This is a genomic window from Vibrio sp. Y29_XK_CS5, assembly GCF_024181835.1.
Classification (GTDB): Bacteria; Pseudomonadota; Gammaproteobacteria; order Enterobacterales; family Vibrionaceae; genus Vibrio; species Vibrio harveyi.
The window spans coordinates 1-2,841 of sequence record NZ_JAMZAM010000025.1; the positions used below are offsets into that span (position 1 = coordinate 1).

The 2,841-nt window shown below is 51.8% G+C and carries 1 rRNA gene; it reads left to right on the forward strand.

The window, feature by feature from the left end:
* Positions 1-2,791, forward strand: a 23S ribosomal RNA gene (locus NL647_RS27040); the annotation flags it as partial.
* Positions 2,792-2,841 lie beyond the last annotated feature (50 nt).

The window sequence follows — 2,841 nt, forward strand, 5'->3', positions numbered from 1 at the left end:
TTGAGTCTGGGATTTCCGAATGGGGAAACCCACTAGCATAAGCTAGTATCGCTGCGTGAATACATAGCGCAGCGAGGCGAACCGGGGGAACTGAAACATCTAAGTACCCCGAGGAAAAGAAATCAACCGAGATTCCGAAAGTAGCGGCGAGCGAAATTGGACTAGCCCTTAAGCTTTTTATGCGTCAGGTGAAACTTCTGGAAAGTTGTGCGATACAGGGTGATAGCCCCGTAACCGGCAACGCATTTAAAGTGAAATCGAGTAGGGCGGGACACGTGATATCCTGTCTGAATATGGGGGGACCATCCTCCAAGGCTAAATACTACTGACTGACCGATAGTGAACCAGTACCGTGAGGGAAAGGCGAAAAGAACCCCTGTGAGGGGAGTGAAATAGAACCTGAAACCGTGTACGTACAAGCAGTAGGAGCACCTTCGTGGTGTGACTGCGTACCTTTTGTATAATGGGTCAGCGACTTATATTCAGTGGCAAGGTTAACCATCTAGGGGAGCCGTAGGGAAACCGAGTCTTAACTGGGCGTTCAGTCTCTGGATATAGACCCGAAACCAGGTGATCTAGCCATGGGCAGGTTGAAGGTTGAGTAACATCAACTGGAGGACCGAACCGACTAATGTTGAAAAATTAGCGGATGACTTGTGGCTAGGGGTGAAAGGCCAATCAAACCTGGAGATAGCTGGTTCTCCCCGAAAGCTATTTAGGTAGCGCCTCGGACGAATACTACTGGGGGTAGAGCACTGTTAAGGCTAGGGGGTCATCCCGACTTACCAACCCTTTGCAAACTCCGAATACCAGTAAGTACTATCCGGGAGACACACGGCGGGTGCTAACGTCCGTCGTGGAGAGGGAAACAACCCAGACCGCCAGCTAAGGTCCCAAATTACTACTAAGTGGGAAACGATGTGGGAAGGCTCAGACAGCCAGGATGTTGGCTTAGAAGCAGCCATCATTTAAAGAAAGCGTAATAGCTCACTGGTCGAGTCGGCCTGCGCGGAAGATGTAACGGGGCTAAGTAGTAAACCGAAGCTGCGGCAATGCACTTTAGTGCATTGGGTAGGGGAGCGTTCTGTAAGCGGTTGAAGGTGTGTGGTAACGCATGCTGGACGTATCAGAAGTGCGAATGCTGACATGAGTAACGATAAAGGGGGTGAAAAACCTCCTCGCCGGAAGACCAAGGGTTCCTGTCCAACGTTAATCGGGGCAGGGTAAGTCGACCCCTAAGGCGAGGCCGAAAGGCGTAGTCGATGGGAAACGGGTTAATATTCCCGTACTTCTTACAATTGCGATGGGGGGACGGAGAAGGCTAGGTGGGCCTGGCGACGGTTGTCCAGGTTCAAGTGCGTAGGCTTAAGAGTTAGGTAAATCCGGCTCTTTCTAAGGCTGAGACACGACGTCGAGCTACTACGGTAGTGAAGTCATTGATGCCATGCTTCCAGGAAAAGCCTCTAAGCTTCAGATTGTAAGGAATCGTACCCCAAACCGACACAGGTGGTCGGGTAGAGAATACCAAGGCGCTTGAGAGAACTCGGGTGAAGGAACTAGGCAAAATGGTACCGTAACTTCGGGAGAAGGTACGCTCTCGACGGTGAAGTCCCTTGCGGATGGAGCTATTGAGAGTCGCAGATACCAGGTGGCTGCAACTGTTTATTAAAAACACAGCACTGTGCAAAATCGTAAGATGACGTATACGGTGTGACGCCTGCCCGGTGCCGGAAGGTTAATTGATGGGGTTAGACTTCGGTCGAAGCTCTTGATCGAAGCCCCGGTAAACGGCGGCCGTAACTATAACGGTCCTAAGGTAGCGAAATTCCTTGTCGGGTAAGTTCCGACCTGCACGAATGGCGTAATGATGGCCACGCTGTCTCCACCCGAGACTCAGTGAAATTGAAATCGCTGTGAAGATGCAGTGTACCCGCGGCTAGACGGAAAGACCCCGTGAACCTTTACTACAGCTTGGCACTGAACATTGACCCTACATGTGTAGGATAGGTGGGAGGCTTTGAAGCACGGTCGCTAGATTGTGTGGAGCCGTCCTTGAAATACCACCCTTGTAGTGTTGATGTTCTAACGTTGACCCCTAATCGGGGTTGCGGACAGTGCCTGGTGGGTAGTTTGACTGGGGCGGTCTCCTCCCAAAGCGTAACGGAGGAGCACGAAGGTGGGCTAATCACGGTTGGACATCGTGAGGTTAGTGCAATGGCATAAGCCCGCTTGACTGCGAGAATGACGGTTCGAGCAGGTGCGAAAGCAGGTCATAGTGATCCGGTGGTTCTGAATGGAAGGGCCATCGCTCAACGGATAAAAGGTACTCCGGGGATAACAGGCTGATACCGCCCAAGAGTTCATATCGACGGCGGTGTTTGGCACCTCGATGTCGGCTCATCACATCCTGGGGCTGAAGTCGGTCCCAAGGGTATGGCTGTTCGCCATTTAAAGTGGTACGCGAGCTGGGTTTAGAACGTCGTGAGACAGTTCGGTCCCTATCTGCCGTGGGCGTTGGAAGATTGAAGGGGGCTGCTCCTAGTACGAGAGGACCGGAGTGGACGAACCTCTGGTGTTCGGGTTGTGTCGCCAGACGCATTGCCCGGTAGCTAAGTTCGGAATCGATAACCGCTGAAAGCATCTAAGCGGGAAGCGAGCCCTGAGATGAGTCTTCCCTGATACTTTAAGTATCCTAAAGGGTTGTTCGAGACTAGAACGTTGATAGGCAGGGTGTGTAAGCGTTGTGAGGCGTTGAGCTAACCTGTACTAATTGCCCGTGAGGCTTAACCATACAACACCCAAGGGGTTTTGATGGACTCAATGTAAGAACATTGAATGTGT